This is a genomic window from Micromonospora sp. NPDC000442, assembly GCF_042898635.1.
Lineage (GTDB): Bacteria > Actinomycetota > Actinomycetes > Mycobacteriales > Micromonosporaceae > Micromonospora.
This window is the reverse complement of sequence record NZ_JBIAYZ010000005.1, coordinates 236,681-263,379: the sequence shown is the minus strand read 5'-3', so window position 1 is coordinate 263,379 and position 26,699 is coordinate 236,681. Positions and strand designations below refer to the sequence as shown.

Sequence of the window (26,699 nt, the reverse complement as noted above, 5' to 3'; positions counted from 1 at the left end):
CGTGACCGACACCCTGGCCACCGGCGTTGCCCGGACAGACCGGGGCCGCGGCGCGGGCAGACGGTACGAGCGGGTCGGGCCGGGCGGTGATCCGATCGCCACAGGCGGCGGCGACCCGACCGTCGACGAACGCCCGAGCACCGGTGCGGATGTCATCGTCGACTGCGGTTGGGGGCGGCTGGTCTTCGGCCAGACCTTCGCCGACCAGTCCGCGGTCGCCGACGTGCTGCGCTCCGAGGCGGCCGGTGCCCGGGACATCTGCATCTACCTGCGCGATCCGCACGTGCTGGTCTCCCGGCTGCCCGACGAGTTGTTCATCGACCCGTCGCTGACGTTCCGCTTGCCGCTCGGCGGGGATCGCCGCGGGCCCCGTCCCGGTGCCGGTACCACCGAGGAGGCCGGCAGCGCCGAGACACCGGTGCCGCTCGACGGCCGCAACGAGCTGCCCGGGGTACGCATCCGTCGGTTGCGCGACGCCGCGGACGCCGACGCGGTCAACCGGATCTACGCGGCCAACGGCATGGTCACCGCCCCGGTCGACGTGCTTGTCGACAACGCCGGCACCGACCGGTTCCTGCACCTGGTGGCCGAGGCGGTCACCGGCGAGATCGTCGGCACCATCACCGGCATCGACCACGTGGCGATCTTCGACGACCCGGACAACGGCGCCAGCCTGTGGTGCCTGACCGTCGACTTCAACCAGGCCCCGCCCGGCACCGGGCAGGCACTGATCACCGAGCTGGCCAACCGGCTGGTCGCCCGGGGCCGCGCGTACGTCGACCTGTCGGTGCTCGCCGAGAACGCCGGGGCGATCCGGCTGTACGAGCGGCTCGGTTTCTACCGCACCGCCACGCTCTGCGTGAAGCGCAAGAACCCGATCAACGAGCGGTTGTTCCTGCCGGCCATGCCGATCGGCTACGACGGGCTCAACCCGTACGCCCGGATCGTCGCCGACGAGGCGATGCGGCGGGGCATCCGGGTGGAGGTGACCGACCCGGAGTGGGGCGAGCTGCGGCTGACCAGCGGCGGCCGGACCATCCTCACCCGGGAGTCGCTGTCCGAGCTGACCTCGGCGGTGGCGATGAGCCGTTGCGACGACAAGCGGGTCACCCGCCGGATCCTGACCGAGGCCGGTCTGTCGGTACCGCGCGGGCGCACCGCCACCGGCGACGCCGCCGACGCGGAGTTCCTGGCCGAGGTGGACCAGTTGGTGGTCAAGCCGGCCCGGGGCGAGCAGGGCAACGGCATCACCGTCGGCGTACGCACCCCCGAGGCGCTGACCGCCGCCGTCGAGCTGGCCGCCCGGTTCTGCCCGGAGGTGCTGCTCGAGGAGCTGTGCACCGGTGAGGACCTGCGGGTCGTCATGATCGATCACGAGGTGGTGGCCGCCGCCGTACGCCGGCCTGCCTCGATCACCGGCGACGGTGTGCACGACATCGCCGAGCTGATCGAGCGGCAGAGTCGGCGCCGCGCCGCCGCCACCGGTGGCGAGTCGCGCATCCCGCTGGACGACATGACCCGGGACGTGGTCACCGAGGCCGGTCACCAACTGCACGACGTACTGCCCGAGGGGGAGGTGCTGGCGGTGCGGCGCACCGCGAACCTGCACACCGGCGGGACCATCCACGACGTGACCGGAGAGCTGCACCCGGTGATCGCCGAGGCGTGCGTCGCCGCCAGCCGCGCCATCGACATCCCGGTCACCGGGCTCGACCTGCTGGTGCCGGCGCCGGACCGGCCCGAGCACGTCTTCATCGAGGCCAACGAGCGGCCCGGGCTGGCCAACCACGAGCCGCAGCCCACCGCCGAACGCTTCGTGGATCTGCTCTTTCCCGGGACTCGGGCACCGCAGAAGCTGTGGACCCCGGCGGGTGCGGCACCATCTGGGGCATGACCGTACGCAAGACCACTCCGCTCCCCATTGACCTGGACTATCTCCGTCAGGTGCTGGTCGAGCTGCTCGACATACCGAGCCCGTCCGGGCGCACCGACCATGTGCAGCAGTACGTGGGCGAGCGCCTGTCGGCGCTCGGCATCCCGTCGACGCTTACCCGCCGGGGCGCGCTGAGCGCCTGCCTGCCCGGACCCCGCGAGACCGGTGCGGACCGGGCCATCGTGGTACACACCGACACCATCGGCGGGATGGTCAAGCGGCTCAAGGAGAACGGCCGGCTGGAACTGAAGCCGATCGGTACGCACAGTGCCCGGTTCGCCGAGGGCGCCCACGTACGGATCTTCACCGACGACCTGGATCGGGTGGTCACCGGTCAGGTGCTGCCGCTCAAAGCCAGCGGTCACCGCTACAACGAGGGCGTCGACCTGCAGGGCTTCGGCTGGGAGCAGGTGGAGGTACGCGTCGACGAGCCGGTCGAGGACATCGCCGGGCTGCGCGCGCTCGGCATCGACGCGGGCGACTTCGTGGCGTTCCTGCCCAACCCGAGTGTCACCCCCAGCGGGTACGTCAAGTCCCGTCACCTGGACGACAAGGCTGGCGTGGCTGCGGTGCTCGCCGCCCTGAAGGCGATGGTCGACGCCGGGGTGAAGCCGGCCGTGACCGCGCACCTGCTGGTCACCGTGACCGAGGAGATCGGCCACGGCGCGTCCCACGGCCTCGACCCCGACGTGGCCGAGATCGTGTCGGTGGACGCGGCGGTGGTCGCCCCCGGGCAGCAGTCCCGGGAGCACTCGGCCACCCTGGCGATGGGCGACGGCGTGGGGCCGTTCGACTACCACCTCACCCGAAACCTGGCGTCGATCGCCCGGGAACACGACGTGGATCTCGTCCGGGACGTCTTCGACTACTACCGCTCGGACGTGGCGGCGGCGGTGGAGGCGGGGGCGCATGCCCGGGTGGCGCTGCTCGGCTTCGGCGTCGACGCCACCCACGGCCACGAGCGCACCCACCTGGAGGGGCTGCGCCACCTGGCCCAGTTGATCTGCCTCTACCTCCAGAGCGACCTGGTTTTCCCCGAATGGGACGCCGAGCCGGAGGGCGACCTGGCCGACTTCCCGTCGCTGGCGGTGCAGCCGGCCAGCGCGGACGGCCCCCGCGAGGGCCCGATCGGCATCGCCCAGAGCGCCTGACAGCGGGGTCGACGGCAGTGTGATCGAAATCCGTTGCCGGTGGGCCGGCGGCTGGATAGCGTGGCGGTACACGGGAAAGGAGGTGGTCCAGACTTGTATAGCAATCGGACTCGTGAGGTGGCTGTCCGCTAGCCGCTGTCCTCGACAGTGACAGTCCGTCCCTTCGGGGGCGGGCACGGTAAGAGTCGTCGAGACCGTGTGGCAGCGGTGCGGCGAAACCACGACAGCCACCCGACCCCCGGGGTGCCGACCCAGTCCAGTCGGCCCGCGTCAGCGCGGAAGCCCCGGGGGTCGTTTCATTACCGGAGGCGGCCGTGTCCATGCGCGAGCTGGTGGTGCTCGGCACGGCGAGTCAGGCACCCACCCGGGCCCGCAACCACAACGGGTACGTGCTGCGGTGGGACGACGAGGTGATCCTCTTCGACCCCGGCGAGGGCAGCCAGCGGCAACTGCTGCACACCGGCGTCACCGCCAGTGACCTGACCCGGATCTGCGTCACCCACTTCCACGGCGACCACTGTCTCGGCCTGCCCGGCACCATCCAGCGCCTGTCGCTGGACCGGGTGCCGCATCCGGTGGCGGTGCACTTCCCGGCCGGAGGTGCCGACTACTTCGACCGGCTGCGGCACGCCAGTTCCTTCCACGAGACCGCCGAACTGGCCGTCACCCCCATCGAGGCGGACGGGCAACAGATCATGCTGCGCTGCGGGACGTTGGAGGCGCGCCGGCTGCGGCACCCCATCGAGACGTACGGCTATCGGCTGCTGGAGCCGGACGGGTGCCGGATGCTGCCGGAGAAGCTGGCCGCGTACGGCATCGCCGGGCCGGCGGTCGGTGAGCTGCAACGCACCGGCCACCTCGACCTCGACGGGCGTCGCGTCACCCGGGAGGAGGTGAGCACGCCACGGCCGGGGCAGCGGTTCGCCTTCGTGATGGACACCGGCCTCTGCGACGGGGTGTACGCGCTGGCCGAGCAGGCCGATCTGCTGGTCATCGAGTCGACGTTCCTGGAGTCGGAGGCCGCGCTCGCCGCCGAGGTCGGGCACCTCACCGCCGGCCAGGCCGCGCGGGTGGCGGCCGAGTCAGGGGTACGCCGACTCGTGCTCACCCACTTCTCCCAGCGCTACGCCGATCCGGCCCGCTTCGCCGACGAAGCCCGTCGGCACTTCGACGGGGACCTGGTGATCGCCGAGGATCTGACCACGGTTCAGGTACCACCCCGACGGGTACCCTCGGCTGAGTGACCGTCACGCTGCGTCCCGCAACCGCCGACGATCTGATGGCGGTGGGCCGGCTCCACCAGCGTTCCCGGGTCGCCGCCTACTCGTCGTTCCTGCCGCCCGAGGCGCTGGCCAACCCGACGCCGGAGGCGATGGGTGAGTACTGGGTGCAGCGTTGGACCTGGGAGCGGGCCGACCACCGGATGACCGTGGCCGAGCGGGACGGCACCCTCGCCGGCTTCAGCTACCTGGGCCCCGACGACGAGGGCGACCCGGCGACCGGCCTGCTCAACGCCATCCACCTGGCACCGGCGGAACGGGGTCGGGGTATCGGCCGAGCGCTGATGGTCGACGCGCTGGACGCCATGCGAGCCCGCGGCTGTCACCGCGCGGTCCTCTGGGTGCTGCGCGACAACGGCCACGCCCGCCGCTTCTACGAACGCGGCGGCTGGCACCCCACCGGCCAGAAGCGCGACGACACAATCGGCACCACCCGCACCCCCCAACTCCGCTACACCCGCCCCCTCCCCCACCTCTAGCCGTGTTGATCATGAGGTTAGCGGCAGTATTCGATCTCCACGGTGCCGCCAACCTCATGATCAACGCGGGTGTTGGGTTTGGGGTTTGGGGGTTAGCGGGCGCCTAGGTGGGCTAGGAGGTCCTGGCGGGTTAGGACGCCCTTGGGCTTGCCGTCGATCAGAACCAGCGCGGCGTCGGACTTCTCCAGCAGGTTCACCGCCTCACTGACCGGCTGGCCGCCGCCGATCATCGGCAGCGGCGCCCCCATGTGCCGCTCGATCGTGTCGTGCAGGTGCGCCTGGCCGGTGAAGAGCGCGTCGAGCAGGTCCTTCTCGGCGATCGAGCCAGCCACCTCGCCGGTCACCACCGGCGGTTCGGCCTTGAGCACCGGCAGCTGCGAGACGCCGTACTCGCGCATGTAGTCGATGGCGTCGCGGACCGTCTCGGTCGGGTGCACGTGGACCAGTTCGGGTAGGCCGCCCGGCTTGCCGGCCAGCGCCTCCGACACGGTGGGCTCCGAACCGGAGGCGTCGAGGAAGCCGTAGCGGGCCATCCAGGCGTCGTTGAAGATCTTGGACAGGTAGCCCCGACCGCCGTCCGGCAGCAGCACCACGATCACGTCGTCCGGGCCGGCGGCGCGCGCCACCTCCAACGCCGCGACCGCCGCCATGCCGCAGGAGCCACCGACCAGCAGCCCCTCCTCGCGGGCCAGTCGCCGGGTCATCTCGAAGGACTGCTTGTCCGAGACCTCGATGATCTGGTCGGCCACGTCCCGGTCGTACGTCTCCGGCCAGAAATCCTCGCCGACCCCCTCGACCAGGTACGGCCGGCCGGTGCCGCCGGAGTAGACCGAGCCCTCCGGATCGGCACCGATGACCTTGACGGTGCCGTTGGAGGCCTCCTTCAGGTAACGCCCGATGCCGGAGATGGTGCCGCCGGTGCCCACTCCGGCCACGAAGTGGGTGATCCGCCCCTCGGTCTGCTTCCACAGCTCCGGGCCGGTGGTCTCGTAGTGCGAGCGCGGGTTCGCCGGGTTGGCGTACTGGTTCGGCTTCCACGCGCCGGGGATCTCTCGGGCCAGCCGGTCGGAGACGTTGTAGTACGAGCGGGGGTCCTCCGGCGCGACGGCGGTCGGGCAGACCACCACCTCGGCGCCGTACGCCCGCAGCACGTCCTGCTTGTCCTGACTGACCTTGTCCGGGCAGACGAACACGCAGCGGTAGCCCTTGAGCTGGGCCACCAGGGCCAGCCCGACGCCGGTGTTGCCGCTGGTCGGCTCGACGATGGTGCCGCCCGGGCGGAGGATCCCCGCCGCCTCGGCGTCCTCCACCATGCGCAGCGCGATCCGGTCCTTCACCGACCCGCCGGGGTTGAGGTACTCCACCTTCGCCAACACCGTCGCCCGGATGCCCTCGGCGACGTTGCGTAGCCGTACCAGCGGCGTGTTGCCGATCATTTCGACGACGTTGTCGTAGTACTGCACCTCGTTGTGCCCTCTCGCTCCGGCACCGGCACGCCAGGCCGGGCGGGTGAACCAGGTGGAATTCCCGCCCAGGGTACGTCGGTCAGGGCACCACGTGGCCGGGGACCACGGTGCTGCGACGTGCCTCCCACTCCAGGAAGCGCTCGGTCTCGGCGAGCACCGCACCGGCCAGCCAGGTGACCATCACCGCGTCGTCGATCAGCCCGAACACGGTGAGGAACATTTCCGGCACCGCGTCGATCGGCGAGACGATGTACGCCGTGGCGGCGGTCATCATGGCCAGCCGCAGCCCGCCGTCGTACTGGCCACGCGTGGTGGCCGCGATCATCCTGGGCAGCGCCCCGATCCGGGCGCCGAGGGACGGCCCACCCCGGGCACCGGCGGTCATCGCCCGTGCCAGGGCCACGAACGCAGCACCTCGCTTCAACGTCTTAGCCATCGTCGTGCTCCTCTCCACGTGCAGCGTGACGCGCCGCCGCAACAACGTCCATCCAAGTACCCAATGCGGTCGTTTTCCAGGCACCGGAGCGCCGCGACGATGACAGCAGGGCGTCAGACAGCCGCGCTAGTGTCACGGTATGGGGGTCGCTGGTTCCGTCGTACCGGATCGTCCGCGCTGGCAGCGTGCCCTGCGGGTGGCCCGTGTGGCGGCCATCGGCACGGGCGCCACGATGGCGGCCGCGGCGGCGACGACAGGTGTGCTCCTCGGTCAGGCCCGGCAGGCCCGGCGCACCATTCCGATGGCCGAGGCACCGCCACCACGCTGCGACGGCGTCTACGGCGCGAAGTTCCCCGGACCCGCGATCACCATGGTCGTTCTCGGTGACTCGTCGGCCGCCGGTTACGGGGTGCACCGACGCCGAGAGACGCCGGGTGCGTTGTTGGCCACCGGGCTGTCCCGGCGTCTCCAGCGTCCCGTCCGGTTGCACCGCTTCGCGGTGGTGGGTGCCATCTCAGCCGGCTTGAAGTTCCAGGTGGAGGCGGCCCTGGAGTGCGACCCCGAGGTCGCGGTCATCCTCATCGGCGGCAACGACGTCACCAACCGCACCCCGCCGGCCCTGGCCGTGCGGTACCTCGTCGAGGGGGTCCGGGCACTGCGCGCGAGCGGCGCCGAGGTGGTCGTCGGGACCTGCCCGGACCTGGGGGCGATCCGCCCCATCCAGCCGCCGTTGCGCTGGTTGGCCCGCCGGTGGAGCCGGCAACTCGCGGCGGCGCAGACGGTCGCCGTGGTGTCGGCCGGTGGTTGGACGGTCTCCCTCGGCGACCTGCTCGGTCCCCGGTTCACCGCCGAGCCGGGGCGAATGTTCGGCTGGGACCGGTTCCATCCCTCCGCCGAGGGATATGCGGCGGCGGCCGCCGCCCTGTTGCCGACGGTGCTCTCCGCACTGGGCCACGGTGCCGAACGCAGGCCTTCGCCAACGCGGCTCGAAGGCGTACGGTCGTTGCCGAAGGCCGCGCAGGAGGCGGCTCGGCACCCGGGGACGGAGGTCAGCGGTACGCAGGTCCGGGGCAGCGAGAGCGGTCCGGCCGGCCGTTGGGCGCAGTTGCGCCGGCGGGGATTCTTCGGTGTCGGTCCGGCGCCGAAGTCAGCCCCCACCGTCGACTCACCCGCAGTGGAAGGATTCTCATGACCGAGCGGATCAGGAGCCGGTCCGGCTCCGGCGCGAGGGCGGCGGCATGACCAGTCTCCCTCCGGGCACCCGGGCCGCCGCGCGGGTCGCCCGTACCGCCGCCTTTTCCCTGCTCGCGGGCGCGCTCGGCGGGGCCGCGGTGCTCGCCGGTGAGGCCGTGGTGGCGCGAAACCGCCGCTACGCCCAGCCGGAACTCGGCCTGGCCCTGCGGGCGACCGTCGGTCGGGCTGGTGCCCCACCGCTGCGCCTGGTGCTGCTCGGTGACTCCTCCGCCCTCGGCGTCGGGGTGGACCGGCTCGGCGACACCATCGGCGGGCAGTTGGCGGAGTTGCTCGCCGAAGGGCCGGGCGGGCGTCAGGTTCACCTGTCCAGCGTCGGTGTCTCCGGTTCGCGCTCCACCGACCTGGCCACCCAGGTGGCGCGGGCGCTGCTCGGCGAGCGACCGGACGTGGCGGTCATCCTGGTCGGAGCCAACGACGTCACCAGCATGCGCCGGCCGACCGAGGCCGCCGCCTATCTCGGCGCGGCCGTGCACCGGCTGCGTCATGCCGGTGTCGAGGTCGTGGTCGGCACCTGCCCGGATCTCGGTGCCGTACGCGCGATCGCGTCGCCGCTGCGGCAGGTCGTCGGCTGGATGGGGCACCGCGTCGCCCGGGCGCAGACCGGTGCGGTGCTCGACGCCGGAGGGACGGTGGTGGACCTGGCCACCGAGACGGGCCCGGTGTTCCGGGCCGACGCCGGCACCTTCTGCCACGACGGCTACCACCCCTCCGCCGACGGTTACCGAGTCTGGGCCCACGCCCTGCTGCCCGCGGTGGTCGCCGCCGCGGCCGTCACCCCACGACACTGACAGGTCTGCTCGTCCGGTTGGCGGGGTGACATTTCCCGGCCGACGGAAAACTTCCGCCGCAAGTTACCGGCGAGTTAACGTGACGGTATGCCGATTGAGTCGTCCCGCGACGCCGTCATCGTCGCCACCGCCCGCTCCCCCATCGGCCGGGCCCACAAGGGGTCCCTACGTGACCTCCGCCCGGACGATCTGGCCGCCACCATCGTGCAGGCTGCCCTGGACAAGGTGCCGCAGCTCGACCCGCGACAGATCGATGATCTCTATCTCGGGTGCGGCCTGCCCGGCGGCGAACAGGGCTTCAACATGGCTCGCGTGGTCGCCGTACTGATGGGCCTCGACGGCCTGCCCGGTGCAACCCTCACCCGCTACTGCGCCTCCTCGTTGCAGACGACGCGGATGGCCATGCACGCGATCCGGGCCGGCGAGGGCGACGTCTTCATCTCCGCCGGCGTCGAACTGGTCTCCCGGTACGCGCGCGGCAGCTCCGACGGCCTGCCGCCCGAGGCCCAGGCCCTGCTCGGCGGCTGGGAGAACCCCCGCTTCGCGCCCGCACGCGAGCGGTCCCAGTCCCGCGCCGAGGCCGGCGCGCCGGTCTGGACCGACCCGCGCGAAAAGGACGCCCTACCCGACGTCTACCTGGCCATGGGGCAGACCGCCGAGAACCTCGCCCAGGTGTACGACGTGAGCCGCGCGGACATGGACGCGTTCGGCGTACGCAGCCAGAACCTGGCCGAGAATGCGATCGCCGACGGCTTCTGGGCCCGTGAGATCACCCCGGTCACCACGCCCGACGGCACGGTGGTCAGCACCGACGACGGCCCCCGAGCCGGAGTCACCCTGGAGGCGGTCTCCCAGCTGAAGCCGGTCTTCCGCCCGGACGGCCGGATCACCGCCGGCAACTGCTGCCCGCTCAACGACGGGGCCGCCGCCGTGGTCGTGATGAGCGCCCAGCGGGCCGAGGAACTCGGCATCACTCCGCTGGCGCGGATCGTTTCCACAGGTGTCACCGCACTGTCGCCCGAGATCATGGGCCTCGGCCCGGTGGAGGCGAGCCGGCAGGCACTCGAACGCGCCGGCATGACCATCGACGACGTCGACCTGGTCGAGATCAACGAGGCGTTCGCCGCCCAGGTGATCCCCTCGTACCGTCAGCTCGGCATCCCGGAGGAGAAACTGAACGTGATGGGCGGCGCGATCGCCGTCGGTCACCCGTTCGGGATGACCGGCGCCCGGATCACCGGCACGCTGCTCAACGCCCTGCAATGGCACGACGCGACCATCGGCCTGGAAACCATGTGCGTCGGTGGCGGCCAGGGCATGGCGATGGTCGTCGAGCGCCTGAGCTGACGACGCGACTGGGCGACATCGTCCATCGCCGATCCCGACCCCCGATCGCGGTCGCCGATCCCGACCGCCGATCGCGGTCGCGAGATGCGGACCGCCGATCGCGGTCGCGAGATGCGGCAACTCGGGCCATCAAGTCGGCGGTAGACCCCGGCTTGCCGCATGTCGCGACCGCATGGGGGGTCGTTGGGCAGGCCGCGGTTTCTGAGGCCCGGTCAGGCCGATCGGGCTGGCACGGTCGACCCGGCACGGCGCGGCGCGGTCGGAGCCCGGCACGACGCGGTCGGAGCCCGGCACGACGCGGTCGGAGCCCGGGACGGCGGGGTCAGCCTAGTGCGGCGCGGTCGGGTCGCTAGAGCGCGGTGCGGGTCGCGGCCACTTCGGTGGCGGCCCGGGTCAGGGCCTCCTCGCTCGGATCCGCGGCGAGCAGATCGGCGGCGACCACCCGGAGCTGATCGGGCAGGGCGAGGTCGTTGTCGAGCCGAGGTACGGCTCGACGTGGCTGCCCCTCCGCGTCCGCAGCGAGGTTGGCGATCTCCTGCACCAGCCGGTGCACCAGATCCGCCCGGGACACGTTGCCGACCGATGCGGGGGCCGACCACCGTGGTTGCTGCCAGTGGCTGACCTGCCCCACCAACAGCTCCACCCCCCGCACGACCTCCACCCCCCGCTCGGTCCCACCTCCACCCACCACGTCCCGCACTCTACGCACCCCGCCCTCCAGCTTGCCGATCTTGCACATGTGGTCGCCGAAACACCCCTTGTGGCCCGTTATGCCGCGGCAACAAATGCAAGATCCACGCATAGTGGGTGGGTGGGGACGAGGTGGGGAAAGACGACGGCGCCCGCCCCGGGTGGGGCGGGCGCCGGTCGGGATGTCGGGCGGCGAGGTCAGTCGTCGCCCTGGAAGTAGCTCAGCAGGCGGAGCATCTCGATGTAGAGCCAGATCAGGCTGACCAGGATGCCGAACGCGGCAACCCAGGAGTAGCGCTGCGGCAGGCCCATCCGGACGCCGTCCTCGACCTCCTTGAAGCTGAGCACGAAGCTCAGCGAGGCCACCACGATGCAGACGATGCTGAATCCGATGGCCAGCGGGCTGCCGTCACGCAGGCCGGTGTTGACGCCGAAGAGCGCCAGCACCAGGTTGATCAGCATGACGGCGAACAGGCCCGCCATCACCGCGATCATGCCCTTGACGAACTTCGGCGTCGCCCGGATGACCCGCGCCTTGTAGAGCATGGCCATCACGAAGAAGACACCGAAGGTGGCGGTCACCGCCTGGAGCACGATGCCGTCGTACAGCGATTCGAAGAACTTGCTCAACGCTCCGACGAGCACACCCTCGACGACGGCGTACGCGACGACGAGCGCCGGATTCGCCATCCGGGAGAACGAAATGATCATGCCAAGCACCAGGCCGACGACGGCCGCACCGATCCACGCGACGCCGAGCAGCGCGTCGGGCACCAGCGCCCACGCCGCCGCAGCGGCGACGCCGAGGATGGCCAGGAGGGTGACCGTCTTGACCACCACGTCGTCGATCGACATGGGGGTGACCGCCGGCGGGGCCGACGGGAAGCCCGGCGCGCCGGGGTAACCGGCCTGCGGCGGGACCTGCTGGGGATAGCCGGGCTGTCCGTACGGCCCGGACGGGGCGTACCCGGCGGCCCGCTCCCGCTCGGCCGCCTGACCGAGCCGGGCGAGCACCGGGTTCGAAGTCTTCACTGTCTGGCCTCCCTAAGGGGGTCGTGGCACGTCAACGCGCGCTACAAGAGTAAACGCCCAGCACTGCCCAGTGGTGATCGGAAGGCTGAGCGAACGCTGAGAGTGCCCGGTGCGGTTCGTCACCACGGGCTCTGCGGACGGCGGGAGTGCCCGGGGCGGGGGTCGAACCCGCACGCCTTGCGGCAGCCGCTTTTAAGGCGGCCGTGTCTGCCGTTCCACCACCCGGGCGGGTGACACCTGCGCGCCGGCACGCACGGTGCAGTGCCACGGTAGCGGGTTCGTCGCCACTGCGGCGTCCCCCGTCAGGCACCGCCACTAGGGTCGAGGCCGTGAGCAGCCGCGCACCCATCGCCCCCACCGACGACGTGGCGACGCAGGCGGATCACCCCCTCGCCCGGGTACGCCGACGGCAGCTCACCCGGTTGGCGCGGACCGCCGCCCGGTACCGGACCGACCTGCTGGCAGGGCTGTTCTTCGCGGCGCTCGCCGGCACGCTCACCCACCGGCTCTGGGCCGACCCGGCCGGACTGGTGCTCGCCCTCAACCCCGAGGACCAGGTGCTCTACGAGTGGTTCCTGGCTGTCGACGCGCGGGCGCTGCTGGGCGACTTCGGCCTGACCACCGACCGGCTCAACGCCCCCGACGGGGTCAATCTGATGGCCAACACGTCGGTCATCGCCCTCGGTGTGGTGTTCGCCCCGGTCACCCTGCTGTTCGGCGCTCCGGTCACCTTCGCCCTGCTGATGACGGTCAACCTCGCCGGCACCGCGACCGCCTGGTACCTCCTGTTCAGCCGTACGCTGCGGGCCCACCGGGCCGCCGCGACGCTGGGTGGCGCGCTGTGCGGCTTCGCCCCCGGCATGGTGTCCCAGAGCAACAGCCACCTGCACATGACGGCGCAGTGGCTGCTGCCGGTCATCGTCTGGCTGGTGGTACGCCTGCTGCGGGCCGCCGACCCTGCCGCCCGGCCCACGCCGGCCGCCGGCCTGCCGACCGGCGCTCCGGACCGGCGGCGGCTGACCACCTCCGCGATGGGGCTCGCCGCTGCCGTCTCCGTCCAGGTGTTCATCGGCGAAGAGGTGCTGTTCCTCGGCGCACTCACCCTCCTGGTGATGGCGGTGACGATGATCCTCGCGGACCGCGACCTCGCCCGTCGCGCGCTGCCCTCCTTCGCCGGCGCGATGGCCCTCGCCACCGGTGCGGCCCTGCTGGTGCTCGCCCGCCCGCTGTGGTTCCAGTTCGCCGGGCCCCTCGGCGTAGCCGACGGCATGTTCAGCCCGCACTACTTCTCGGCCGACCTGCGTAGCTGGTGGGCGATCTCACCGCTCTCCCTGGTCGGTGACGACAGTTCCGCCCGGCTGAGTACCGGCCCGGCCGAGTACAACACCTTCCTGGGCTGGCCGCTGCTGGTGGTCACCGTCGGCTGCGCCGGCTGGCTGGGACGCCGCCCACTGGTGCTGGCCTGCACCGCCGGCATCCTCGTGATGGGTGGGCTGTCGCTCGGCCCCGAGGTGGTCTTCGACGGCGCAGGCACCGGCCTGCCCGGGCCGTACGCCCTGCTCGGCGGGGTGCCGGTGGTCGACGGCGCGCTACCGATGCGGTTCGCGCTGGCCGTACCGCCACTGGTGGCGACGCTGCTGGTGCTGGCGGTCGACCGGGCGCTGCGCGGCGCGAACCGTGCCCGCCGGCTGACGCTTGTCGCGGTGGCCGTGGCGGTGGTGCCGCTGATCCCGGCACCGCTGCCCACCACCCAGAGACCGCCGGTTCCGGAGTTCATCACCGCCGGCCACTGGCGCACGTGTGTCGAGCCGGGCGGCGTCCTGGTACCGGTACCACTGGCCACACCGAAGGAGCCCTGGCCGATGCGGTGGGCGGCCGCAGCCAACGCCGAGTTCAGCATGCCGCAGGGCTTCTTCATCGGCCCGCACGGCCGGGGCGGCAGCGCGGCGATGGGCGTCGCCCCGCGACCCACCTCCGCGCTCCTGGCCGACGTGGCCCGCAGCGGTCTCCGGCCGGTTGTCGGAGACAAGCAGCGTCGCCGCGCCGCGGCGGATGTCGAGCACTGGGGTGCCTCGTGCGTGGTACTGGCGGCCGACACCGCGCACGCCGACAGTCTGCGCCTGACGTTGGAGGGGCTCTACGGCCCGTCGACCAGGATCGCCGACGCCTGGTTCTGGCGGGTCCGAAAGACGCGGTAGCCCCCTTCCGGGAAGGGGGCTACCGCTCACTCACACCTTCGACGGTGGCTGGGACGCCTCGGCGAACTCCTCGCGCGGGTCGTGCAGTTGGCCGAGGGCCACCACCTCACGCTTGAGGATGAACGCCAGCGTCCAGTCCACCACGACCCGGACCTTCCGGTTCAGCGACGGGATCCGGCTCATGTGGTACGTCCGGTGCATGAACCAGGCCGGCCAGCCGGTCATCTTGATGCCGTAGACCTGGGCCACACCCTTGTGCAAGCCGAGGCTGGCCACGCTGCCGGCGTGCTTGTGCTTGTAGGGCACCGGCGCGCGACCCCGGATCACGGCGACGATGTTGTCGGCCATCCGCTGGGCCTGGCGTACCGCGTGCTGTGCGCTCGGCGAGCAGTAGTTGCCCGGCGGCTTGGTCAGGTCCGGTACGGCGGCACAGTCACCGGCGCTCCAGGCGCCCTCGACCACGCGGTCACCGTCGACCACCTGCAACGTCGGCAGGCAGGTGACCCGGCGCCGCTCCTCGCGGGGGAAGTCGGTCGCGTCCAGCATCGGTGACGGCTTCACCCCGGCTGTCCAGACGATGGTGTCGGCGCTGAAGCTGTCCCCGTCGGAGAGCTTGACCACCCCGTCGACGCAGGACTCCAGCCGGGTGTCGAGCCGGATGTCCATGTCCCGCTTCAGCAACTGCTGCACCGTGTAGGCGCCCATGTCCCGGTCGACCTCCGGCAGCACCCGCTGGGTGGCCTCGACAAGCACCCACCGCATGTCCGACGTGTTCAGCTCCGGGTAGTACTTCAGCGCGTGGCGGGCCATGTCCTCCATCTCGGCCAGCGCCTCGATACCGGCGTACCCGCCGCCGACGAAGACGAAGGTCAGCGCCCGACGGCGTACCTCCGGATCGGTTGTGGCAGCGGCCACGTCGAGCTGTTCGAGCACGTGGTTACGCAGGTAGATGGCCTCACCGATGGTCTTGAAGCCGATGCCGTGCTCGTGCAGGCCGGGGATCGGCAGCGTGCGGGAGACCGAGCCGGGAGCAACCACCACGTGGTCGTAGGTGATCTCGCGCGGCGGGCCGATGATCGGCTGCACCGTGGCGGTCCTGCTCGCGTGGTCGATCCGGGTGACCGCACCGGCCACCACCTTGCACCGACGCAACTCCCGACGCAGCGGTACCACGGCGTGCCGTGGGGAGATGTTTCCCGCCGAGGCCTCGGGCAGGAACGGCTGGTACGTCATGTGCGGCTGGGGGTCGACGACGACGACCTCAGCCTCACGGGAACTCAGCTTCTTCGACAGGCGCAGCGCCGCGTAGAGACCGACGTGCCCGGCGCCCACCACAAGGATCCGCTTCGGATTCACGCCTACCATCTTTCCCCCACCGACGGCGGTAATCCCGCGTGCGGCCCCCTTCTGTGACCGAGCACAAGGCGGCTGTGACCCCGCTAACGCCGGCCACCTTAACCACGCTTGGCGCGACTACACCGCCGGTCACTCGGACCCCGACGACCCCTCAATCACCTGCGTCGCAGCAGTCCAGCCAGCAACGCGGTCACCCCGACGGCCAGCAGCAGACCGGCCACCGTGACCGCCTGCCAGCCGCCGTCACCGGCCTGGGCACCGGAGAATTCGAGCAGCAGCACACCGAGCACCGACGTGGCGAGCAGCACTCCGGCGGCCCGGGTGAGCCAACGCACTATCACGTCCGGGTCCACCACGGCGTCGTACGGCAGCACCGCCACCAGCGCGCAGAGCGTGTGGGTCAGGTAGAGCGCCACGGCCACCGCCATCAGCCGCCACAACGCGATCGGCCGGCCGTACCCGTCGGTGGCGAGCAGCCAGCCGCCGACCGTGACCAACGCGGCGAAGGTCGGCCAGAGCCGGCGCGGCATCAGGGCCGGCAGCACCGCGACCGCCACCAGCGGGCCCAGCGCCTCACCGACCACGACCTCGGCGGGGTACGCCAGCAGCAACCCCACAAGTGCGCTGAGAAAGATCCCCAACCGGACCAGCACGGGTGCCAGGGAGACCCGCGCCGCGACGGTCCGCAACGCCCGAACCCGCCCGATGACCGACCCCATCACCGGCCACCCACCCGAGGGGCGGTGGCCAGCCTTGCCACGTCGCGTAGCACCTGGTCGAGACTGCCGGCGCCGGCCCACGGCACCACCGGCACCCCGTGCTCACGCAACTGCGCGATCATCGTGTCCCGGTCCAGTCGCCACAGCCGGTACGCCACCTCGGCCCAGCCCCGATCCTTCGGTGGTGACAGGTCCACCGGGAGCGTGTCGACGGCCACCACGAACCGTCCCGAACGGGCCAACCGGGCCAACATCTGCGCCGACCGCTCCTCCAGCAGCGGGGTGAGCACCACCACCAGCGCGTCCGCGGAGAGCAGTTGCGGGCCGAACACGTGGTCGTACGGCTCGTGCGGGGAGGACTGGGCCTTGACGTCCAACAGCCACTCCAGCACGGTCAGGTACTGCCGTCGTCCGGTCGCGGGGCGCAGCCGCCGGGCACTCGGGCCGTACTCAAGCAGCGCCACCCGGTCACCCCGGTGCAGGTAGTGCTCGGCGATGGCGGCGGCCGCCCGGACCGTGGTGTCCAACACCGATGCCGTACCGGCGACCCCACCGGAGCGGCCCGCCTCGGCCAGCACGTCGAGCAGCACGACCACTTCGGCGTCCCGGTCGGAGAGAGTGGCCGCCACGTGCAGTTGCCGGGCCCGCAGCGACACCCGCCAGTCGATGCGGCGCAACCGGTCACCGGGGGCGAAGACCCGCACCCCGGCGAGTTCGCCGCCCTCACCGGGACGGCGCGAGTGGTGGGCCCCGACCAGACCGGCGGCCCGGGGCATCACCTCGACCGCCTCGAACGGCTCGGTCTTCGGGTACACCTTCGACCGGACCGGTTCGACGATCACCGCACGCGAGACCAGCAGGCCCTGCGCGGCAGCGACCCGGGCACCCGCCGGGCCCAGCGGATGCCGCCCCCACCGCAGCGCGGTACCGGCCAGCTCCAGGTCGACGGCGGTGTCCGGAGCGACCGACGTGACGAACGGTCGGTCCGCCACGGTCGGTCGACCGGCACCCGCGGGTCGACCGGTGCCGACGACCGCGCTGCCGGCGAGACCCGCGCGTTCGATCCGCAGCCACGGTGAGACCCGGGTACGCAGCACCGCCACGTCGTAGGAGACCGCGCCCGGGTTGCCGACGGTGACCGTCCCGGCCATCTCACCGCCCTCGACCAGGTGATCCTCGTCGGCGCTGAGCCACACCCGGGGCAGCTCGACGGGGCGGCGTCGCAACGCGTACGCGGTACCGAGCGCGAACGGGACGGCCAGCACGATCAGGTCCACCCGTCCCAGCAGCACCGCGGCGACCAGCAGCAGGCCGGTGAGCAGCACCGCCCGGCCGAACGCCCAGGTGGGCGTCCAGTTGGTCGGTGCCGTTCGCTCGCTCCGCTCGCTCACGCCGGGTCAGTCTCCCGGCCGGCCGGCGGCGTAGCTGGGCAGCGCGCCACTGGCCGGCGCCGGGGTGCCGTCGAGGACCTCACCGACCACGAAGGACGGATCGACCCGACGCAGCCACATCTCCGGTCGCAACGTGATCCGGTGCGCCAGCGCCGGGGCCGCGACGTCCTTGACGTCCTCGGGAACGACGTAGTCCCGCCCGGAGAGCACCGCCCGTACCCGGGACAGCAGCAACAGTGCCAGTGAGCCGCGGGGCGAGGCGCCGACCAGCACCGACGGGTGCTCGCGGGTGGCCGCGGTCAGCGCCACGATGTACCGGCCCACCGAGTCCTCCACCACGACGTCCTCCAACGCCGCCTGCATGGCGCGCAGCGTGCCGGCGTCGACCACCGGCTTGATGTCGGCCTCCTCCCGGCGGCGCGCCATCCGCCGACGCAGCACCTCCCACTCCTCGTCCTGTGCCGGATAGCCGAACGACACCCGCAGCAGGAACCGGTCCAGCTGCGCCTCCGGCAACGGATAGGTGCCCTCGTACTCGATGGGGTTGGCGGTGGCGAGCACATGGAACGGCTCGTCCAGCCGGTACGTCACGCCCTCCACCGAGACCTGCTTCTCCTGCATCGCCTCCAGCAGGGCCGACTGGGTCTTCGGTGGGGTCCGGTTGATCTCGTCGGCGAGCAGCAGGTTGGTGAAGACCGGCCCGGCCCGGAAGGTGAAGTCACCGCTGCGCTGGTCGTAGAGGAACGAGCCGGTGACGTCGGCGGGCAGCAGGTCGGGGGTGAACTGCAGACGCCGGAAATCCAGGCCCAGCGCCTGGGCGAAGGACCGCGCGGTGAGCGTCTTGCCCAACCCCGGGAGGTCCTCGAGCAGCACGTGACCGCCGGCGAGGATGCCGGCCAGCACCAGCTCTAGGGCGTCCCGTTTGCCGACCACGACCTGGCCCACCGCGTCCAGTACGGCCCGGGCGAGGCGACCTACCTCGGCGGGGGGCATCGTCCGGCCGGCGTCGTTCATCAGATCTTCTCCAGTTCGGCGACGATCGCCGCGAGGTCGCGCGGCGAAGGGGTGCGGCGGGGTGGGGTTTCCAGGAACGTCGACAGGCGGTCGCCCAGCAGGGCGCGGGCCCGGGCCGGATCCGACTCGCGGGTGACGCCGTGCTTCAGGCGCATCCGCTCGTCCGCCAACTCGGCCAGGCGGGGCAGGATCACGGTGGTGAACCGTTCGGGGCGCGTCTTCGACCACTCCAGTGGAGTCGCCCAGCCGTTGATCGCGACTCGCAGCGCGTCCCGGGCGTCCCAGTTGTAGGTGCCGGGCTCCTCGCCGCCCCGCGACGACGAACCGCCCTGGCCGGACTTCGGTGGTGGGGCGAGGGTGGCGACGATCCGGCGTACCACCAGCAGCGCGATCACGGCAGCGACCAGCACCAGCAACGACACCCGCAGCCCGACCGCGCGCAGCCCGGCGACGGCCACCACCGTCACCGCCACGGTGACACCGAGCACCCCGGCGACGGTGCGCAGCCGCCCGCCCTGGCGCGGCTCGGACTGGATCGGCCGCTCCTCGGAGAAGCTGAGCAGGTCGTCGATACTCGTGCTGCTCACGCCGGCTCCCGCTCGGCCAGTGCGGTCAGTTCGCCGCGCAACCGGCGCAGGGCCACCCGGGCCTGGTCCCTGGTCCGTTCGTCCACCGGGCGGGTGGCGTACCGGGCCTCGCGATAGACGTTCGCGAACTCGGCCAGCACGTCGGCACTCACGATCGCCGGCACGCCGGTGGACGGATCACCGCGGAGCAGCCGGGTGACCAGGTCGGTGGGGGTGTCGCCGGTCAGCCGGGACACCCCGGCGACGGCCGCGGCCTCTTCGAGGCGTACCCAGCAGGCGATCACCGCGGTCCGCGGGTCGGTGGCGCGGTCGTCCAGGTCGACCAGGCCGGCGTCGACGGCCGCCACCACCTCCGCGGCGGTGCCCTCGGCGCTGCGCCGGGTCGGCTGCGCGGGCAGTGCCCGGGTGACCCGGCGCGCCACCCCCCGCGCCACGGTCCAGAGCAGATAGCTGAGGGCGGCGAGCAGCGCCAGCCCGAGCACCGCCACCGCCACGGTGCCGAGCCAGGACGGGATTCGGGTACGGGTCTCCTCGGCGGCCTCGCGGGGCTCGGCCGGGATCGACGGACGCGGCTCCCCGCTCGGGTACTCCAACACGAAGGGCGCATCCTTGACGGCGGGCGGTATCCGGCTCGCGCCGATCGACGAGTGCGCGGTGGCCAGGGTCACGGCGGCGAGCAGGGCGATCACCGCCGTCACCGGCCACCAACTGCGGAGCACGTCCATCGGTTACCTCCGGGCCATCGGGGCGTACGGCGGGACGGCACACGTACCGTCCGCCATCGTCATCGCCCCGCCGCCTCAGTCCACCCCGGCCAGCAGTTTCGCCCGGGCGAACACATCGTCCAGCATCTCTGGTGTCAGCCGACCGGTGAAGGTGTTCTGCTGGCTGACGTGGTAGCAGCCGAGCAGTTCCGGTCCGGCCGTGCCGGACCAGTGTGCCCCATGCCCGAACGACGGTCGCGGGCTGGGCGGAGGGACGCCGTACCCGGCATGTAACGCCGGCCACCACGCTGCCCAGGCGAAGGCGCCCAGCGCCACCACCACCCGCAGCGTCGGCCGGATCAGTTCGACCTCCCGATGCAGCCAGGGCGCGCAGGTGTCCCGCTCTCCCGGGGTCGGCTTGTTGTCCGGTGGGGCGCAGCGTACGGCGGCGAAGATCCTCGTCTCGCGCAACGCCAGCCCGTCGTCGGCGGCCACACTCGTCGGCTGGTTGGCCAGGCCGGCCCGGTGCAGGGCGGCGAAGAGCACGTCACCGGAGCGGTCGCCGGTGAAGATCCGGCCGGTGCGGTTGCCGCCGTGCGCGGCCGGAGCCAGCCCGAGGATGGCGATCCGGGCCGCCGGATCGCCGAGGCCGGGCACCGGCCGTCCCCAGTACTCCTGATCGCGGAAGGCCGCCCGCTTCGTGCGGGCGACCTCCTCCCGCCAGTCGACCAGCCGGGGGCAGGCGAAACAGTCGGCGACGCCCGCGTCCAGGTCGGCCAGATCCGTCGCCCGCGCGGCGCGGGCGACAACCTCGACGGGGGTACGCGTCTCAGCCAAGCTTGGCCCGGAAGAGTTCCAGGGTGCGCGCCCAGGCGCTGGTGGCGGCCCGCTGGTCGAACTTCTCCGGCCGGTCCTCGTTGAAGAAGGCGTGCGCGGTGCCCGGGTAGTCGTGCAGCTGGCAGGTGCCGCCGGAGTTCTCGATGGCCCGGCGTACCGCCTGCACACCCGGGTCCGCGGAGGTGCCGTCCGCCTCGGAGCAGTGCACCAGCGCGTCCTTGCCCGCGTAGTCGGTCCACTCGGTACGCATGCCCTCCCAGGGCAACCGGGGGTAGAAGGCGGCGGTGGCGACGATCCGCTCGGAGAAGTTCGCCGCCCACAGCGCCAGACTGGCCCCGGCGCAGAAGCCGGCGCAACCCACCTTGCCGGTGACCTCGGCGCGGCCGGCGAGGTAGTCGGCGGCGGCGGCGATCTCCCGCGCCGTCTCGTCCATCTGCGGCCCGTTGAGCAGCCGCCGCGGCTCACTCGGCCTGCCAGCCGGCTCGCCATGCCGGAAATCGGGGGCTAGGGCGACGAAGCCCGCCTCGGCGAAGCGGTCCACCACCGACCTGATGTGCGGCACGAGGCCCCACCAGTCCTGGATCACGATCACTGCCGGGCTTGCCGCGCCGGTGGCAGGTATCGCGAGATATCCCTCACCCGTGCCGCCATCACCACGGTAGGTCACCATCTCGCCCATCGGCCCGTCCTCCTAGCGGTCAGTCATCGTTGGCTGGTCGCCCAGTGGTCCTACGTGCGGGTAGCCTGCCACGCGGTGACCACCGCCGGGAAGATGCCGGAACAGTGGCATTCACCTCCCGTTCGCGTTTGCGAGACTCCAGGCGATGCCGTCGAGGATGTCGTGCTCGGAGGCGATCACGGCGGCCATGCCGGCCCGCTCCATGGCCACCCGGAGCACCAACGCGCCGGCACCGATCACGTCCGCGCGGCCGGGATGCATCACCGGGATGGCCAGCCGCTGCTCGCGGGTCATCGCCAGCAGGTCAGCGGTCACCTCGGCCACCCGGTCGTACGACACCCGGGCGTGGTGGATGCGGGCCGGGTCGTACCCGGTGAGACCCTCGGCGATCGCGACCACGGTGGTGACCGAGCCGGCGAGCCCGACCAGGGTGGCGGCCTCCCGCCCCGGCACGGCCGCCAGCGCCCGATCGACCGCGACCGCGATGTCGGCCTGTGCGGCGGCGATCTCGTCCAGGCCCGGCGGGTCACCGTGCAGGTGCCGCTCGGTCATCCGGACGCAGCCGACGTCCATGGAGATAGCGGCGTCGACACCACCGTCCCGGGTACCGACGACGAACTCGGTCGAGCCGCCACCGATGTCCAGCACCAGGTACGGCGACGGCGCGGCGGCGGGCAGGCCGCGCACGGCTCCGGTGAACGACAGCCGCGCCTCCTCGTCGCCGCTGACCACCTCCGGCGCGACGCCGAGCGTCTGCTCGACCATGCTGCGGAAGTCAGCCGCGTTGTCCGCGTCCCGGCTGGCCGACGTGGCGCACATCCGTACCCGCTCGGCACCCAGCTTCTCGATCTCGGCGGCGTATTCGGCGAGCGCGACGCGGGTTCGCTCGATCGCCTCCGGAGCGAGCCGGCCGGTGGCGTCCACGCCCTGGCCGAGCCGGACGATCTCCATCCGCCGGCACTTGTCGACGAGTGGTGCGGCCGGTCCGGCCGACGGGTCAGGCAGGTCGGCCACCAGCAACCGGATCGAGTTGGTGCCACAGTCGATGGCCGCCACACGCGTCGTCACGACGAAAACCCTACCGCCACCGCCGACCTACTCCTCCGGCCACCGCATTCACGGACTGTAGCCACACCAGCGGTGACTCTCCGAAGTCAAGCAGCCGCAGCACCCGTCCTACCCCTCGCCTCCTTTGCTCTGCTTACCTATACGCAACCCCTCATGAACAGGGGTTCCTTGAAAGCCCGGTCAGGTCCACACCCAGCCAGCCATCACCGAAAGTGAACCTGTGCGTATGAGTAAGCAGAGCAAAGGGGCTGAGGTGGTATGTGGACCCACGGGAAGCCGGACACAGCGAGTGACAGCGCAACCCGGGTGACGGCGCAAGCGGTGGCGGCGCAGAGTGGGCAGGGGGCGGGGCGGTCAGAGGCGTAGCAGCATGCGGGTGTTGCCCAGGGTGTTCGGCTTGACCCGTTCCAGGTCGAGGAACTCGGCGACACCCTCGTCGTACGAGCGCAGCAGCTGCTCGTAGACCGGGTGCGGCACCGGGGCACCGTCGATCTCGGTGAAGCCGAACGAACCGAAGAACTGGGTCTCGAAGGTCAGCACGAAGATACGGGCCACCCCCAGCTCCCGTGCCGCGTCGATCAGCTCCGCGACGATCCGGTGCCCGATTCGCTGGCCCCGGCAACGGGGATCGACCGCCACGGTACGGATCTCGGCCAGGTCCTCCCACATCACGTGCAGCGCGCCGCAGCCCACCACCGCACCGTCGGAGAGCCGGCTGGCGACCCGGAACTCCTGCACGTCCTCGTACAGGGTGACCGTGGCCTTGCTGAGCAGGCGGCGATCGTCGGTGTAGGTGTCGACCAGCCGTCGAATCGCCCGCACATCGGCGGTCCGGGCCCGCCGGACCACGACGTCGCCCTCGCTCACCCGGCCTCCGGCACGTCAACGCAGCGTCCGGTCGTCCACCACGGTTCGACCAGATCGAGCGTCTCGTCGCCGAACGGGTTCACCCCCGGCCCGGCGGCGAGCGCGTGGCCGAGCTGGACGTGCAGGCACTTCACCCGGCCGGGCATCCCGCCGGCCGAGATGCCGGCGATCTCGGGCACCTCGGCGATGGCGTCCCGGCGGGTCAGGTAGTCCTCGTGGGCCGCCCGGTACCGGGCGGCCAGCTCCGGGTCGGCGGCCAGTCGATCCGCCATCTCCTTCATCAGGCCGGCCGACTCCAGCCGGCTGCACGCCGCGGTCGCCCGGGGACAGGTCAGGTAGAACAGCGTCGGAAAGGGAGTGCCGTCGGCCAGCCGGGGGGTCGTCTCCACCACGTCGGGTAGGCCGCACGGGCAACGGTGAGCCACCGCCCGGGTGCCGCGGGGCGGACGTCCGAGCTGCGCGGCCACCGCGGCCAGGTCGGCCTCCGTGGCTGGCTCCCGCTTCGGCGGGGATATGGAAGCCGCCGCCGGCTCGTGCGGTGGTACGACAGTCACGATGCCATCTCTCGTCGGTGCTCAGTCTTCGGTCTGGTGGGCGTCGGCGGCCCGCACGCTGGACCAGAGAGTGTCGTACCAGGGATCAGGGGTGACCGGGTTCGCCGGGTCGTCGCCGGTGCCCGCCTCGCGGGCCGCGCCGGCCGGGTCGTCGAGCAGGATCAGCATCTTCTCACCGGGCCGCCGCATGAAGAACCGCTCCCGGGCCTGGGTCTCGATGTACGCCTCGTCCTGCCACTTCTCCGCCTGGGTGGTCAGCTCGGCGATCAGCCTCCGCTGAGCCGCCTGCGAAGCCTCCATCCGCTCGATGTCGGCCTGCTGATCGAGGTAGACCCGGACCGGATAGGTGTAGGCGAGGGCGAGGGCGATGAGCACCGCGAACAGCACGGTGGCCCGGCCGGTGAGACCTCGGGATCGGGGTGCGGACAGCCGCGTCACCGCGCCACCGGCAGCAGTACGCCGGGCGGCTGCGGGGCGCTTGGCGGAGCGTACGCCCTCGGCACCGCGGGTGGCCGACGGCGCCCGGCCGGCGGCGGACCGCGATTCGGCGCGGACACCGCCGTCGCGGGCCGTGCCGGGCCGGCCGGCGCGGGCCGGCCGTCGGACCGGACGCTGACCACCCGGCGTGCGGCGCTGCTGCATCACACCCCTCCCCCGAGGTACGGCACCCGTCAGGCGGAACGGTAGCGCGGGAAGGCGCCCGCCCCGGCGTACCGCGCCGCGTCGGCCAACTCCTCCTCGATCCGCAGGAGCTGGTTGTACTTCGCGACCCGGTCCGACCGCGCCGGCGCACCGGTCTTGATCTGGCCGCAACCGGTGGCCACCGCCAGGTCGGCGATGGTGGTGTCCTCGGTCTCGCCGGAGCGGTGGCTCATCATGCACTTGAAGCCGGCCCGGTGGGCCAGGTCCACCGCGTCCAGCGTCTCGGTGAGCGAGCCGATCTGGTTCACCTTGACCAGCACCGCGTTCGCGGCCTTCTCGGCGATGCCCCGGGCGATGCGCTGCGGGTTGGTGACGAACAGGTCGTCGCCGACGATCTGGACCCGGTCGCCGATCGCCGCGGTCAGGGTCTGCCAGCCGGTCCAGTCGTCCTCGGCCAGCGGGTCCTCGATGGAGACGATCGGGTACGCGTCAGCCAGCTTGGTGTAGTACTCGCTCATCTCCGCGGCGCTCTTGGCCGCGCCCTCGAAGGTGTAGCTGCCGTCGGCGAAGAACTCGGTGGCGGCGACGTCGAGGGCGAAGACGATGTCGGTGCCGAGCCGGTAGCCGGCCTTCTCCACCGCCTCGGCGATCAGGTCCAGCGCGGCGGCGTTGGTCGGCAGGTTCGGCGCGAAGCCGCCCTCGTCGCCGAGCCCGGTGGACAGGTCCTTCTTCTTCAGCACCGACTTGAGCGCGTGGTACACCTCGGCACCGGAGCGCAGCGCCTCCCGGAAGCTCGGCGCGCCGATCGGCGCGATCATGAACTCCTGGATGTCGACGTTGCTGTCGGCGTGTGCCCCACCGTTGAGGATGTTCATCATCGGCACCGGCAGCAGGTGCGCGTTCGGCCCACCCAGGTAGCGGAAGAGGCTCAGGTCGGCGCTGCCGGCCGCGGCCTTGGCCACCGCCAGGGACACCCCGAGGATCGCGTTGGCGCCCAACTCGGCCTTGTTGTCGGTGCCGTCGATGTCGAGCATCTTCTGGTCGATCGCCCGCTGCTCGCTGGCTTCGTAGCCGATGAGCTGGTCGACGATCCGGTCCTCGATGTTGGCGACCGCCTTCTCCACTCCCTTGCCCAGGTAGCGGCCCTTGTCACCGTCGCGCAGCTCGATCGCCTCGAAGGCGCCGGTCGAGGCGCCGGAGGGCACCGCCGCCCGGGAGATCGTGCCGTCGTCGAGCCCGACCTCGACCTCGACCGTCGGGTTGCCCCGCGAGTCCAGGATCTCCCGAGCCTCGATTACCTCGATGGTTGCCACTGAGTCGCTCCTCGTTCGTGTGGTCTCGTCCGGTTTGGGCCGCGACGGTGCGGCAGCGGCAGGTGTTGAACGCAGCGTATCGGTCCCCGCTCTCCGGCACGGCGACCGGGCGGGTCAACGACCACGCTCCGGTACCCGACGGGTCGGACATTCCCGGATTCTCGTGCCTCAACCGGCAACCGGTTTGCACGAGCAGGACCCGATCGACAAGGCTGGTCGCCATGCCCGCCGCCTCGACCACTCTCCGTACGCTCGCTGTGTCGGTCATCGCGTTGCTCACCGTCACCGGCTGTCAGGCCCTGGACGACGCCGGACGGACCATGGCTCGCTCCGACATCGTCAACGATCTCGCCGCCCGGATGGACCGGGCACTGGAGCTGACCTACTCGGCGGAGTACCAGCTTCCCGGCGGGCGGAGCGCCTCGTTCGTCCAGTCGCAGGACCCGGCCCGGTCCAGCTACACCTGGCCCGGCGGAAAGCTGACCGTCACCGACGAGGCGACCACCCGGTGCGACACCGACGGCGACCGGCCCGTCTGCACCATGGAAGAGCCGCCCGCCCCCAACAGCAAGCCCTCGGTCGTGGTCTTCGCCGAGGCCGAGCTACAGGGGCTGGTCACTCCCCCGATGGTGATGGGCCGGCTGACCGCCGCGGCGTTGGATCCGGACGCGGTCATCACCGAGCGCAGCAGCACGGTCGTCGGCCACCACGCGACCTGTGTCGACGTACGTCAGAACGCGGAGAGCTTCACCGCCTGCGTGACCGGGGAGGGCGCGCTGGGCAGCTTCACCGGACAGCTCGACGGGCAGCCGGTCGAGCTGGCGCTGAGCCGCTTCCGCGATCAGGTCGACGGCGGCGCCTTCGACCTGCCGGCGGGCGCCGACGTGGTGGACCGGCGAACCGAGGGCCCTTGA

The 26,699-nt window shown here is 71.8% G+C and carries 26 protein-coding genes and 1 tRNA gene; 9 read left to right on the top strand and 18 right to left on the bottom strand.

Annotated features, from left to right (window positions below; all coding sequences use genetic code 11):
* The first annotated feature begins 1 nt into the window (after nucleotide 1).
* The 4 genes from ngg to ACFY2A_RS10360 all read left to right on the top strand — a co-directional run bounded on the left by ngg (nucleotide 2) and on the right by ACFY2A_RS10360 (nucleotide 4,843).
* Entirely contained in the window at nucleotides 2-1,894 is a 1,893-nt protein-coding gene (gene ngg / locus ACFY2A_RS10375; protein ID WP_387170471.1) for an N-acetylglutaminylglutamine synthetase, read from the top strand.
* Complete coding sequence (locus ACFY2A_RS10370) at nucleotides 1,891-3,084, top strand: osmoprotectant NAGGN system M42 family peptidase (RefSeq protein WP_387170469.1); 1,194 nt, start codon at nucleotides 1,891-1,893, stop codon at nucleotides 3,082-3,084. The genes ngg and ACFY2A_RS10370 overlap by 4 nt, the downstream gene beginning before the upstream one ends.
* Before the next feature lie 314 nt (nucleotides 3,085-3,398).
* A complete protein-coding gene (locus ACFY2A_RS10365) occupies nucleotides 3,399-4,328 on the top strand; it encodes a ribonuclease Z (RefSeq protein ID WP_387170467.1) in 930 nt (309 codons plus the stop codon).
* Nucleotides 4,325-4,843, top strand: a complete 519-nt coding sequence (locus ACFY2A_RS10360; RefSeq protein ID WP_387170465.1) for a GNAT family N-acetyltransferase — start codon at nucleotides 4,325-4,327, stop codon at nucleotides 4,841-4,843. The genes ACFY2A_RS10365 and ACFY2A_RS10360 overlap by 4 nt, the downstream gene beginning before the upstream one ends.
* 92 nt (nucleotides 4,844-4,935) lie before the next feature.
* On the opposite strand, the gene ACFY2A_RS10355 is transcribed toward ACFY2A_RS10360, so the two are convergent.
* Entirely contained in the window at nucleotides 4,936-6,306 is a 1,371-nt protein-coding gene (locus ACFY2A_RS10355) for a cystathionine beta-synthase (protein ID WP_363921673.1), read from the bottom strand.
* A gap of 82 nt (nucleotides 6,307-6,388) precedes the next feature.
* Nucleotides 6,389-6,745 (bottom strand): YkvA family protein, encoded by a 357-nt coding sequence (locus ACFY2A_RS10350; RefSeq protein ID WP_363921671.1) that lies wholly within the window; start codon nucleotides 6,743-6,745, stop codon nucleotides 6,389-6,391.
* A 139-nt stretch (nucleotides 6,746-6,884) separates the two neighbouring features.
* Between ACFY2A_RS10350 and ACFY2A_RS10345 the strand changes: the two genes are divergently transcribed.
* From ACFY2A_RS10345 to ACFY2A_RS10335, 3 genes are all read left to right on the top strand, one after another.
* Nucleotides 6,885-7,937, top strand: a complete 1,053-nt coding sequence (locus ACFY2A_RS10345) for an SGNH/GDSL hydrolase family protein (RefSeq protein ID WP_387170463.1) — start codon at nucleotides 6,885-6,887, stop codon at nucleotides 7,935-7,937.
* Nucleotides 7,938-7,983: 46 nt separating this feature from the next.
* Entirely contained in the window at nucleotides 7,984-8,787 is an 804-nt protein-coding gene (locus ACFY2A_RS10340; RefSeq protein ID WP_363921667.1) for an SGNH/GDSL hydrolase family protein, read from the top strand.
* A gap of 87 nt (nucleotides 8,788-8,874) precedes the next feature.
* On the top strand, nucleotides 8,875-10,134 hold the full coding sequence (locus ACFY2A_RS10335) for an acetyl-CoA C-acetyltransferase (RefSeq protein ID WP_387170461.1): 1,260 nt from the start codon (nucleotides 8,875-8,877) through the stop codon (nucleotides 10,132-10,134).
* A 349-nt stretch (nucleotides 10,135-10,483) separates the two neighbouring features.
* Here the strand turns inward: ACFY2A_RS10335 and ACFY2A_RS10330 are convergent, their stop codons facing one another.
* The 3 genes from ACFY2A_RS10330 to ACFY2A_RS10320 all read right to left on the bottom strand — a co-directional run bounded on the left by ACFY2A_RS10330 (nucleotide 10,484) and on the right by ACFY2A_RS10320 (nucleotide 12,084).
* On the bottom strand, nucleotides 10,484-10,873 hold the full coding sequence (locus ACFY2A_RS10330; protein ID WP_387170459.1) for a hypothetical protein: 390 nt from the start codon (nucleotides 10,871-10,873) through the stop codon (nucleotides 10,484-10,486).
* Nucleotides 10,874-11,022: 149 nt separating this feature from the next.
* Nucleotides 11,023-11,856 carry a Bax inhibitor-1/YccA family protein gene (locus ACFY2A_RS10325; RefSeq protein WP_363921661.1) on the bottom strand — a complete coding sequence of 278 codons (834 nt, stop codon included), beginning with the start codon at nucleotides 11,854-11,856 and terminating at the stop codon, nucleotides 11,023-11,025.
* Nucleotides 11,857-12,003: 147 nt separating this feature from the next.
* Nucleotides 12,004-12,084: transfer RNA gene (locus tag ACFY2A_RS10320), tRNA-Leu, on the bottom strand.
* Between the two features lie 101 nt (nucleotides 12,085-12,185).
* Here ACFY2A_RS10320 and ACFY2A_RS10315 point away from each other — a divergent pair.
* On the top strand, nucleotides 12,186-14,054 hold the full coding sequence (locus ACFY2A_RS10315) for a hypothetical protein (RefSeq protein ID WP_387170457.1): 1,869 nt from the start codon (nucleotides 12,186-12,188) through the stop codon (nucleotides 14,052-14,054).
* A 30-nt stretch (nucleotides 14,055-14,084) separates the two neighbouring features.
* Here the strand turns inward: ACFY2A_RS10315 and ACFY2A_RS10310 are convergent, their stop codons facing one another.
* The 13 genes from ACFY2A_RS10310 to eno form a co-directional block, all read right to left on the bottom strand.
* Nucleotides 14,085-15,410, bottom strand: a complete 1,326-nt coding sequence (locus ACFY2A_RS10310; protein ID WP_387170455.1) for an NAD(P)/FAD-dependent oxidoreductase — start codon at nucleotides 15,408-15,410, stop codon at nucleotides 14,085-14,087.
* A 155-nt stretch (nucleotides 15,411-15,565) separates the two neighbouring features.
* Nucleotides 15,566-16,129 (bottom strand): hypothetical protein, encoded by a 564-nt coding sequence (locus tag ACFY2A_RS10305; RefSeq protein WP_387170453.1) that lies wholly within the window; start codon nucleotides 16,127-16,129, stop codon nucleotides 15,566-15,568.
* The gene (locus tag ACFY2A_RS10300; protein WP_387170451.1) at nucleotides 16,129-17,520 is read right to left on the bottom strand and encodes a DUF58 domain-containing protein; all 1,392 of its coding nucleotides are present in this window, start codon (nucleotides 17,518-17,520) and stop codon (nucleotides 16,129-16,131) included. Before ACFY2A_RS10300 ends, ACFY2A_RS10305 begins: the two co-directional genes overlap by 1 nt.
* A 6-nt stretch (nucleotides 17,521-17,526) precedes the next feature.
* On the bottom strand, nucleotides 17,527-18,534 hold the full coding sequence (locus ACFY2A_RS10295) for a MoxR family ATPase (RefSeq protein ID WP_363921651.1): 1,008 nt from the start codon (nucleotides 18,532-18,534) through the stop codon (nucleotides 17,527-17,529).
* A complete protein-coding gene (locus ACFY2A_RS10290) occupies nucleotides 18,534-19,121 on the bottom strand; it encodes a hypothetical protein (protein WP_387170449.1) in 588 nt (195 codons plus the stop codon). Before ACFY2A_RS10290 ends, ACFY2A_RS10295 begins: the two co-directional genes overlap by 1 nt.
* The gene (locus tag ACFY2A_RS10285; protein WP_387170447.1) at nucleotides 19,118-19,846 is read right to left on the bottom strand and encodes a DUF4129 domain-containing protein; all 729 of its coding nucleotides are present in this window, start codon (nucleotides 19,844-19,846) and stop codon (nucleotides 19,118-19,120) included. Before ACFY2A_RS10285 ends, ACFY2A_RS10290 begins: the two co-directional genes overlap by 4 nt.
* 75 nt (nucleotides 19,847-19,921) lie before the next feature.
* A complete protein-coding gene (locus tag ACFY2A_RS10280; RefSeq protein WP_387170445.1) occupies nucleotides 19,922-20,662 on the bottom strand; it encodes a uracil-DNA glycosylase in 741 nt (246 codons plus the stop codon).
* Complete coding sequence (locus ACFY2A_RS10275) at nucleotides 20,655-21,341, bottom strand: dienelactone hydrolase family protein (RefSeq protein ID WP_363921643.1); 687 nt, start codon at nucleotides 21,339-21,341, stop codon at nucleotides 20,655-20,657. Before ACFY2A_RS10275 ends, ACFY2A_RS10280 begins: the two co-directional genes overlap by 8 nt.
* A gap of 111 nt (nucleotides 21,342-21,452) precedes the next feature.
* Nucleotides 21,453-22,397, bottom strand: coding sequence for an exopolyphosphatase (locus ACFY2A_RS10270; protein WP_387170726.1), 945 nt, complete (start codon nucleotides 22,395-22,397; stop codon nucleotides 21,453-21,455).
* Between the two features lie 366 nt (nucleotides 22,398-22,763).
* The gene (locus ACFY2A_RS10265) at nucleotides 22,764-23,276 is read right to left on the bottom strand and encodes an amino-acid N-acetyltransferase (protein ID WP_363921641.1); all 513 of its coding nucleotides are present in this window, start codon (nucleotides 23,274-23,276) and stop codon (nucleotides 22,764-22,766) included.
* On the bottom strand, nucleotides 23,273-23,830 hold the full coding sequence (locus ACFY2A_RS10260; protein ID WP_387170442.1) for a DUF501 domain-containing protein: 558 nt from the start codon (nucleotides 23,828-23,830) through the stop codon (nucleotides 23,273-23,275). Before ACFY2A_RS10260 ends, ACFY2A_RS10265 begins: the two co-directional genes overlap by 4 nt.
* A gap of 21 nt (nucleotides 23,831-23,851) precedes the next feature.
* Nucleotides 23,852-24,472 carry a septum formation initiator family protein gene (locus ACFY2A_RS10255; protein ID WP_363921637.1) on the bottom strand — a complete coding sequence of 207 codons (621 nt, stop codon included), beginning with the start codon at nucleotides 24,470-24,472 and terminating at the stop codon, nucleotides 23,852-23,854.
* 29 nt (nucleotides 24,473-24,501) lie between these two features.
* Nucleotides 24,502-25,785 carry a phosphopyruvate hydratase gene (gene eno / locus ACFY2A_RS10250; RefSeq protein ID WP_093406354.1) on the bottom strand — a complete coding sequence of 428 codons (1,284 nt, stop codon included), beginning with the start codon at nucleotides 25,783-25,785 and terminating at the stop codon, nucleotides 24,502-24,504.
* A 221-nt stretch (nucleotides 25,786-26,006) separates the two neighbouring features.
* Between eno and ACFY2A_RS10245 the strand changes: the two genes are divergently transcribed.
* On the top strand, nucleotides 26,007-26,699 hold the full coding sequence (locus tag ACFY2A_RS10245; RefSeq protein ID WP_387170439.1) for a hypothetical protein: 693 nt from the start codon (nucleotides 26,007-26,009) through the stop codon (nucleotides 26,697-26,699).

Coding starts and splice junctions, on each gene's coding strand:
- ACFY2A_RS10350 (WP_363921671.1), bottom strand. CDS start 6,745: ATGGCTAAGACGTTGAAGCGAGGTGCTGCGTTCGTGGCCCTGGCACGG.
- ACFY2A_RS10295 (WP_363921651.1), bottom strand. CDS start 18,534: ATGAACGACGCCGGCCGGACGATGCCCCCCGCCGAGGTAGGTCGCCTC.
- ACFY2A_RS10285 (WP_387170447.1), bottom strand. CDS start 19,846: ATGGACGTGCTCCGCAGTTGGTGGCCGGTGACGGCGGTGATCGCCCTG.
- ACFY2A_RS10335 (WP_387170461.1), top strand. CDS start 8,875: ATGCCGATTGAGTCGTCCCGCGACGCCGTCATCGTCGCCACCGCCCGC.
- ACFY2A_RS10305 (WP_387170453.1), bottom strand. CDS start 16,129: ATGGGGTCGGTCATCGGGCGGGTTCGGGCGTTGCGGACCGTCGCGGCG.
- ACFY2A_RS10275 (WP_363921643.1), bottom strand. CDS start 21,341: ATGGGCGAGATGGTGACCTACCGTGGTGATGGCGGCACGGGTGAGGGA.
- ACFY2A_RS10245 (WP_387170439.1), top strand. CDS start 26,007: ATGCCCGCCGCCTCGACCACTCTCCGTACGCTCGCTGTGTCGGTCATC.
- ACFY2A_RS10330 (WP_387170459.1), bottom strand. CDS start 10,873: ATGTGCAAGATCGGCAAGCTGGAGGGCGGGGTGCGTAGAGTGCGGGAC.
- ACFY2A_RS10370 (WP_387170469.1), top strand. CDS start 1,891: ATGACCGTACGCAAGACCACTCCGCTCCCCATTGACCTGGACTATCTC.
- ACFY2A_RS10340 (WP_363921667.1), top strand. CDS start 7,984: ATGACCAGTCTCCCTCCGGGCACCCGGGCCGCCGCGCGGGTCGCCCGT.
- ACFY2A_RS10345 (WP_387170463.1), top strand. CDS start 6,885: ATGGGGGTCGCTGGTTCCGTCGTACCGGATCGTCCGCGCTGGCAGCGT.
- ACFY2A_RS10255 (WP_363921637.1), bottom strand. CDS start 24,472: ATGCAGCAGCGCCGCACGCCGGGTGGTCAGCGTCCGGTCCGACGGCCG.